This is a genomic window from Criibacterium bergeronii, assembly GCF_001693775.2.
Taxonomy (GTDB): Bacteria; Bacillota; Clostridia; order Peptostreptococcales; family Filifactoraceae; genus Peptoanaerobacter; species Peptoanaerobacter bergeronii.
The window spans coordinates 167,455-176,082 of the sequence record NZ_MBEW02000002.1; the positions used below are offsets into that span (position 1 = coordinate 167,455).

The following is an 8,628-nucleotide window of genomic DNA, read 5'->3' on the forward strand; positions in this document are numbered from 1 at the left end:
ATTTTGGAGTAGACTATTGGAAAACTTAACACCAATGATGCAACAGTATTTTGAAATCAAAAAAGATTTTGCTGATGCAATATTATTTTTCAGATTAGGCGATTTTTACGAAATGTTTTTTGATGATGCGAAAATTGCCTCAGATATATTAGCTCTTACACTAACCGGTAAAGCCTGCGGAAACAACCAAAGAGCACCAATGTGTGGAGTGCCATACCACAGTAGCAAAACCTATATACAAAAGCTGATAAATGCCGGCAAAAAAGTAGCGATATGTGAACAGGTGGAAGACCCGAAACTGGCAAAGGGGATTGTTAAACGTGAGATTATAAGAGTTGTAACCCCGGGGACTGTCTTAGACGATGAAATCATAGATAAAACATCAAACAATTTTATAATGGCTATTGTCGAAAATGGTGATGAATTTGATATTTCTTATGCAGATATCACGACAGGGCAACTTAGCACAAAAATAGTTGAACCGGAAAAGCTTGTAAATATTTTTTACGAAACCTTCCCAAAAGAGATATTAGCAGACGAAGATTTTTACAAAAAATTGGAACAAAAAGCTTTCAAAGGCACTGGGATTATAAAAGGTCTGATAGAGCAAAATAATATAATGACAAATATTATAAATCTTGACGGCTTAAAAGAATTTGAAGAGCAGTACAAGCTTGATAAAAATGAAAAACTTTCAACAAAAGTAATTTATAAATATATTTTTGACACACAAAAGGTCATAGATTTTAGCTTTTTCTACAAGAGCAAAGAGTCAAAATCTATGAGCCTAGACTATTACTCCCTAAAAAATCTTGAAGTAATTGAACCTTTATCAAGAAATAATAAATACACATTATTTTGGGCATTAAATAAGACAAAGACTGCCATGGGAGCAAGAAAACTCAAAGAATTTTTGACTAGACCATCTAATGATAAGGAAGAAATAAAAAATCGCTTAGACATTGTGGACTATTTCATAAAAGATTATAGACTTACATCTCAAATATCTGATGAGCTGAAAAATATGTATGACCTAGAGAGAATTACAAACAAATTAGCTTATAATACTATAAATCAAAAGGATTTGTTTGACTTAAAAACATCACTTTTTTCTCTAATTAAAGTCTATGATTTAATAGAAAAATCAGAAAACGAAAAAGTAATAGACATTTTTTCTAGTCAAGACATCGAATATGCTGAAATTACAAGAAAACTTATAGAAAATTCAATTATTGAGCCTGATATAGAGGGCAAAAAGTCAAAATATATAATCAAAACAAGCTATGACCAAAGACTTGTAAAATATAGAAAACTAATTGATGAAATATCAGACGTATTATTAGAGCTGGAGCAAAGAGAAAAAGATAGAATAGGAATAAAAAATTTAAAAGTTAGTTATAATAAAGTATTTGGCTATTTCATTGAAATTAGTAAAGCCTCTTTAAATGGAGTAGAAATCCCATCAGACTATGTTAGAAAACAAACTTTAGTATCTAGCGAAAGATTTGTCAGCGATGAATTAAACGAGATAGAGCAAGAAATCTTAAAGGCAAATGTAAATCAAGACGAGCTGGAAACTGAGCTTTATGCGCAAGTAAAATCAGAGCTAAAAAAATATATAAAAAATATTTTGAGTCTTGCAAGGTCTGCATCGCTACTAGATGTTTATATTTCTTTTGCACAAAATGCAATAGAAAATGATTATGTAAGACCAATAATTGCCCAAGACGAAAAATTAATAATAAAAAACGGCAGACACCCTGTTATAGAAAAATTACTGCCTGACAAAAGCTATGTGCCAAATGACACCGATATGACAGAAAATGAGACCCATATTATAACCGGACCAAACATGGCGGGCAAATCCACATACATGAGACAGGTTGCAACGATATTGATAATGGCTCACATAGGGTCGTTTGTACCATGCAGTTTTGCAAGTGTGCCTATAACAGACAGCATATTTACAAGAATAGGTGCAAATGATGACCTAGCCATGGGCAAGTCAACCTTTATGGTAGAAATGCTTGAGGTCGCAAACATTTTGGATAATGCCACGACAAATTCATTTATAATTTTGGACGAAATAGGCAGAGGTACAAGCACCTATGACGGCATGAGCTTAGCCTTTGCAATAGTAGAATATATAGTCAAAAAAATAAATGCAAAGACATTAGTATCCACACACTATCATGAATTAACCGATTTAGAAAAAAAATACAAAAATATAGTAAATTACAAAATGTTAGTTGATGATACAGAAGAAGTCAGATTTTTGAGAAAAATAGTAAAAGGCAAGGCAGATAAGAGCTATGGGATACACGTTGCCAGTCTTTCAGGACTGCCTTATGAAGTATTAGAGCGTGCAAAAGTAATACTTGATAGATTGGAGCAAGAGGGAAATACTCAAGTCATTAACAAAAAAACTTCAAATGATAATAATGCGAATGATACAGCAACAAAGCAACAAAATAGCAAAGCTCTTGACACTCAAGAGCAGATAAGCATAATGGACTTCAAAAATGAAACAAACCTGCAAATAGTAGAAAAAATTAAAAAAATCCAATTAGACACATTGACACCAAAACAATCCATGGATTTACTTTATGATATACAATCAAAGCTTAGATAAAATATAATAAAAAACTGCAATTGGTTTTTAGCTGATTGCAGTTTTTTATAAATCATTCATACTGATATAAAAGATAAAAAATTTTTCACAACAAAAAAACGACAATTTACAACATTTGTTATATTTCTTTCAGCTTTTTACGATACTATTAGTAAATAAAAAAATCTAAGGAAGTGAATAAGTGAAAATTGCTATTTGTGATGATGAAAAAGAAATTAGAAAAGAAATTAAAAACTACATAAATTCCTTCGACAATTCTATTACAGTGTTAGAGTTTGAAAGTGGAAATACACTACTTGAATACGAACAAGAGATAGATATTTTATTCCTTGATATATGTATGGGTGAATTAAACGGTATTCAAACAGCAAAAAAACTTAGACAAAGAGGCAATAATGCTATAATAGTTTTTGTTACAGGAATAGAAGATTATGTGTTTCAAGCCTTCGATGTATCAGCATTTAATTATTTGCTAAAGCCGATAGACAATGCGAAATTTTTTGAAGTGCTGAATAAAGCCATAAATAAAATTAAATCATTTGAAAATGAACTGCTTAAAGAGCAACCTAGTATTCTGATAAAAATAGGCACTGCAACGCAAAAAATATTCTTGAATGAAATTTTATTTATAGAAGTTTTTAATAGAAAAATAATTATCCATAAGCAAAATGATGAAATTGAATTTTATGGTAAGCTCAAAGAATTTGAAAATGCTCTAGGGAAAAATTTTATTCGCTCACATAGGTCATATATAGTCAATTTAATGTATGTTTCAGTATATTCAAGAGATAGTGTAACCCTTGAAGATGGCACAACTATATTACTAGCAAAGCAGAAATATGAAGAATTTGTTAAAAAATTTATGGAGTATAACAAGAGTTTAATCAGCAAGAAAAAGGAGACCTATATTGATAGAACTTGAAAAACTAGACTTATTATCTAAAATCATAATCCATACAGAGATTGTCTTAATTAATCTGATTACAGCGATATTTTTAACCCAGCTTTGTAAAAATTTTTCTAAAAATAAACACAAGATAGAGCTTGTAGGAGTAGGATATTTTTTTACTAGCCTATTTTTATATTACATACCTTTTGAGTTTGCAAATATTATAGCTTATTCAATTTCACTTTTTGTTTCATTTTTGATATATATGTATTTAGATAAAAGAAACGTCCATATGAAAATATTTTTGATAATTACATTTTTTTCACTCAGATGGATTTCAGCTACATTTGGCAATTTATCAGTGACGTCAGTTTTTAAAATTATTGAATTAACAATATTTAAAAATTTTGAAATAAATGATACGCAGACCTTGATATATGCTTACATTGAGATAATTTTACAAACAGTGCTTTATTTAGCAGTCTTTGCAATACTACTTTACTTTTTTACTAGAATAATTCAAAATAAGTTTAAAAATAAATATAATGATATAAGTCTTAAAGAGCTTTTATTTTTATCAATACCAGCAGTTGGCGGAATTATTTGGTATCAAATAGTTCAAACCTATGCAGACATATTTAAACAAATAAACGGACAATCTATTTATATAACTAATCCACATATACAGTATGTACTGATGTTTGGACAAATTATAATTTTGATTACAATTATTAGCACAATAATTTTATATCAAGATAATAAAAATTTAGAGGAAAAAGAAAGAGAAAAAATTATCTTGAAAAACGAAGTAAATGATATCAAGTCGCACATTTTACAAGTAGAAAAATTGTATAAAGAAATTAGAGGAATAAAACACGATATCAATAATCATATAAGCGTAATCAATTCATTATTAAAACAAAATAAAATTCCTCAGTTAAATCAATACTTAGGAGAAATGGAAAAAAATGTTGAAGATTTTTCATTTACTATAAAAACAGGCAATCCAGTTACAGATATCATAATAAATGAAAATATGACAAAAGCAACAGAAAAAGGAATTACCTTTAAATCAGAGTTTCATTATTTGGATAGTGACAAGCTCAGTAGCTTTGATGTGAGTGTAATATTATCAAACGCCCTGTCAAATGCTATCGAAAGTACAAAAAGCGGAGGATATGTAAATATATCTTCATTTAAAAATAAAAACGTATATCTAATAACTGTTGAAAATTCATTTCAGGGAGAAATATTAATTGACAAAGAAAATGGACTGCCTTTAACAAATGAAAAAGACAAAACAGTTCATGGATTTGGTATGAAAAATATGAAAAATATCGCAGAAAAATATTTTGGCAGTTTAATATTCGAGCAAAAAGAAGACAAAGTAATATTAACAGTTATGATGTTAGTATAAAAATAGTTCACAACAAAAAACAGTCCACTGACAACATTTTAGAGAGGCTATTTTTCTTTTTAGCCGACAAATTATATAAGAAAATTTTAAATTAAAATAAAACTTTCAGGAGGAAAAAATGCAAGTACAAAACGTAGGAAACGGAAATAATGTTTTAAAAGGACTGACAGATTTAAAAAAAGATAATCAAAAAACTAATGCTTTGAATATCAATTTTAAACAGACCAAAAAAGACGACATCAAAGAAAGCTTACAAAACCAAATTATGAACATTCAAAAAAGAATGGGCGAAATATCTGACAGCACAACACTATCTTTAGAACAAAAAAAGCAGCTCAAAGAAGAACTGCAAGAAGAATTAAAAAATCTAAACAAGCAGATTATTGAAAGAGAAATGCAGATTAGAAAAGAAAGCCAAGAAAAGCAAGAAAAAGAAATGAAGGAAAAATTAGAGAAAAATAATCCTAAGACCGAGCAAGAACAAACTACATCAGATATATTTATGTTCTCTAATACATTGACTCAAATAAGAGTTGAAAATTCCGTCAGGACTAGAATGAAAGGGCAAGCAAGAGTCCTAGCAAGCGAAATAAAACAAGACGAAATGTATGGCTCAGACACAACTAAAAAGAAAGAGCAGCTTGCTCAGCTAAACGAAAGAATTGGTAAAATGGATAAACACATCGGCGAACATATGAAAGATATAAACGAAAAAATCAAGAAAAACAATAAAAAAGAAACTGAAAAAGACGTTGATAAAGAGGAAAAAGTAAAGAGTGACGACAAACAAGCAGAAAACAAAGAAAAATCAGAAAAACATATTGATAAAAAAATATGATAAATTATTTTTTAGTATTAAATGAAATTTTTGATTTAAATCAAAAATATAGAAAGTGATGAAAAAATGATAAATTCTATAGGTAGTATTACGTATACAAATCAAATACAAACTTCAAAAATTAATGGTAAGCAGGAACTTTTTACTCAATTAAAAGAAAAATATAGTTGTCTTAGAAATGGCTATTGCAAGGTATCTGCCTCATATATAAAAAAATGTGAAAATGATCCACAAAAAAGATTAGAATTAGAAAAAACTTTATCTTTTTTAGAACAAAATCAAAAAAATGAGCTGAAGTGGGCTGATGCACGTGGAGTTAGAATAGATTCAAGTTGGACTGAAATTGATGCTGATGGAAATTGTACGGGTGCAATATCTACAACGAGATGTAGCGACAAAAAATTTGTCAATAGTTTCAATACAGAAACTGGAGCAAGAAGTGCGACATCTTATCCTGTAGGAATTGATAAGTCAGACTCACTATCAGACAAATTAATTACATGGAATAAAAAATATTTAAAAGACTTAGAAAAAATGAAATTAGAGCGAAAAATAGAGCAAAGACGTGAAGAAAGCAGGAGACTAGATTTGAGACAAGAGCAAATAAGAATGCAGCAAAATTTTTTAAATAGCAATATTTTCAAAATATAAAAATTTAAATAAAAATATATAATTTCTTCATGCCTGATGAAAATATATAAAATGTTTTTTATTTTAAAAATCTAGTCTCAAACACATAATAATCAATAGACAAGCCTAAAAATGTATTTTTTTGATTTGTCAATTATTATTTAAACTGGGCATAATTTTCAAGTTGTACTTGAAAATTATGCCCAGTTTGTATTAATAAAATAATTTAATTTGTAACTTCCAATATATCTTCTTCATTCATTCCTATTTTAGACAATATATCCTGATTGTCTGAACCCACTTTTTTGCCTGCAAATCTATAGATTGGCTTAGTTTCAGAAAATTTTATAGGCATTGACATTTGTCTAACTGTATTTTCACCATTTGGGACTTCGACAGTTATTTGCCTTTGTTTATTGTGAGTGTCTTTTTCAAATACTTCTTCAAAATCCATTACTTTTTCTACACAACAATCCAGTTGATCAAAAATTTTCATCCAATCATAAAGATTTTTACCAGCAATTTTTTCTTTAACTGTATTTTTTATTTCATCAGACCTAAAATCCGGACCTTTTTTTAATAAATCCGGAATTTCAATTGCATTTACAAATTGCTCAAAGAACTTTGGTTCTAATGAACCAACTGTCAAATATTTTCCATCTTTAGTTTTATAGATATCATAAACTCCCGAACCGTTAAATACAGTATTTTGCCTTTTGCTCAAATTTTTTGAATATAAATAGTCACTTCCCTCAAAAGTGTTAAAAGGGATAATACAATCCATCATAGAAATGTCTATATATTGTCCTTTTCCGGTCATATTTCTATAGTTTACTGCGGCAAGTATACCTATAATGCTATGCAGTGAGCCACCGGCTACATCTGCAAGCTGAATATTTAGCATTTGTGGTCCATTTTCTTCACTGCCTGATAAAGATAAAATACCACTTTTTGCCAAATAATTTATATCATGACCGGCTTTTAATTTATTGTCACCGGTTTGTCCGTAACCGGTCATAGAACAGTAAATTAATTTTGGATTTATTTTATTCAACACCTCGTAAGATAAACCAAGCTTTTCCATCACTCCTGGTCTAAACTGCTCTATTACAATGTTATACTCCATTATTAATTTTTTTACAGCAGTTACAGATTTTTCTTTTTTCAAATTTAAAGTGATAGTTTTTTTATTTCTTCCAAGCCAAAGTGCAGTCGCACTAAGCTTTTTTTCTTCGTCTATCACACCATAGTGGTCTACTAAATCTGTTTTATTTGGTGCAGTCACCCTTAAAACATCAGCACCCATGTCTGCCAAATACATAGTAGCTAGAGGGCCGGGTAACAAAGTAGTAAAATCCAATACTTTTAAATTTGATAACGCTGTATTTTGCATAGAAAACTCCTATTATATATAGTATTAAATCATAAATTTAATACTATTATATCAACTTTTTTAAGTTTTAACTAAATAATATAAAAAATATTCACATTTTTTGAATTTTATACTAAAATGGTGGTATATTTTGAATAAAGTAAAAATGGGTATATTAACAAAAAAATAAATACATGGTATAATCAACAACGTGTTATTTTTATTCATTAAAAATAAAATAAAACTATGAGGTGATAATTTTTGAGTGAATTTTTAAAAATAGAAAATCTAAGCGTCAGCGTGGATGATAAGCAGATACTTAAAAACATAAATATGGTGGTAAACAAGGGTGAAGTTCATGTGTTGATGGGACCTAATGGTGCAGGCAAATCAACTCTATTAAACACAATAATGGCACATCCAAAATACAAAATTACCGAAGGTAAAATATTTTATCAAGGCGAAGACATCACTAATCTAAAAGCTGATGAACGTGCTAAAAAAGGTATATTTTTATCTTTCCAATCTCCAGAGGAAATAAATGGTGTAAACCTTGAGGAGTTTATTAAGGTTGCATTAAATGTAAGAGGAGTAGATACAGGCAGTGTACTAAAATTCCACAAAAAAGTTGAGTCAAAAATGAATGACTTAAAGATGGATAGTTTAGTAGCACAAAGATATGTAAACGTAGGATTTTCCGGTGGAGAAAAGAAAAAGTCGGAAATCCTGCAAATGTCTATGATAGAACCAAACCTAGTCATGCTTGACGAAATAGACTCAGGACTGGACGTGGACGCTGTAAAGGTAGTATCAAAAGAAGTTGAACAGTTTTTTAACAAAGACAAAGCAC

General features: G+C 29.2%; 7 protein-coding genes. 6 read left to right on the forward strand and 1 reads right to left on the reverse strand.

Going from position 1 to position 8,628, the window contains the following annotated elements:
- Nucleotides 1-16 precede the first annotated feature (16 nt).
- The 5 genes from mutS (at nt 17) to BBG48_RS01955 (ending at nt 6,427) form a co-directional block, all read left to right on the forward strand.
- Nucleotides 17-2,632: a DNA mismatch repair protein MutS gene (mutS, locus tag BBG48_RS01935; protein WP_068914243.1), complete on the forward strand. Its 2,616-nt coding sequence runs from the start codon at nt 17-19 to the stop codon at nt 2,630-2,632.
- Between the two features lie 181 nt (nt 2,633-2,813).
- Entirely contained in the window at nt 2,814-3,554 is a 741-nt protein-coding gene (locus BBG48_RS01940) for a LytR/AlgR family response regulator transcription factor (protein WP_068914242.1), read from the forward strand.
- Nucleotides 3,541-4,938 carry a sensor histidine kinase gene (locus tag BBG48_RS01945; protein WP_068914241.1) on the forward strand — a complete coding sequence of 466 codons (1,398 nt, stop codon included), beginning with the start codon at nt 3,541-3,543 and terminating at the stop codon, nt 4,936-4,938. The genes BBG48_RS01940 and BBG48_RS01945 overlap by 14 nt, the downstream gene beginning before the upstream one ends.
- Before the next feature lie 118 nt (nt 4,939-5,056).
- On the forward strand, nt 5,057-5,776 hold the full coding sequence (locus BBG48_RS01950; protein ID WP_068914240.1) for a FlxA-like family protein: 720 nt from the start codon (nt 5,057-5,059) through the stop codon (nt 5,774-5,776).
- A gap of 66 nt (nt 5,777-5,842) precedes the next feature.
- Complete coding sequence (locus tag BBG48_RS01955; protein WP_068914239.1) at nt 5,843-6,427, forward strand: hypothetical protein; 585 nt, start codon at nt 5,843-5,845, stop codon at nt 6,425-6,427.
- A gap of 205 nt (nt 6,428-6,632) precedes the next feature.
- Here BBG48_RS01955 and BBG48_RS01960 read toward each other — a convergent pair whose 3' ends face one another.
- Nucleotides 6,633-7,799: a CaiB/BaiF CoA transferase family protein gene (locus BBG48_RS01960; RefSeq protein WP_068914238.1), complete on the reverse strand. Its 1,167-nt coding sequence runs from the start codon at nt 7,797-7,799 to the stop codon at nt 6,633-6,635.
- 240 nt (nt 7,800-8,039) lie between these two features.
- On the opposite strand from BBG48_RS01960, the gene sufC reads away from it, so the two are divergent.
- On the forward strand, nt 8,040-8,628 hold a 589-nt coding region (gene sufC, locus BBG48_RS01965; protein ID WP_116170930.1), incomplete at its 3' end, for a Fe-S cluster assembly ATPase SufC.

Bases quoted from the DNA above. Each gene is read 5' to 3' on its own strand.
- BBG48_RS01960 (WP_068914238.1), bottom strand. From the start codon at position 7,799: ATGCAAAATACAGCGTTATCAAATTTAAAAGTATTGGATTTTACTACT.
- BBG48_RS01950 (WP_068914240.1), top strand. From the start codon at position 5,057: ATGCAAGTACAAAACGTAGGAAACGGAAATAATGTTTTAAAAGGACTG.
- BBG48_RS01955 (WP_068914239.1), top strand. From the start codon at position 5,843: ATGATAAATTCTATAGGTAGTATTACGTATACAAATCAAATACAAACT.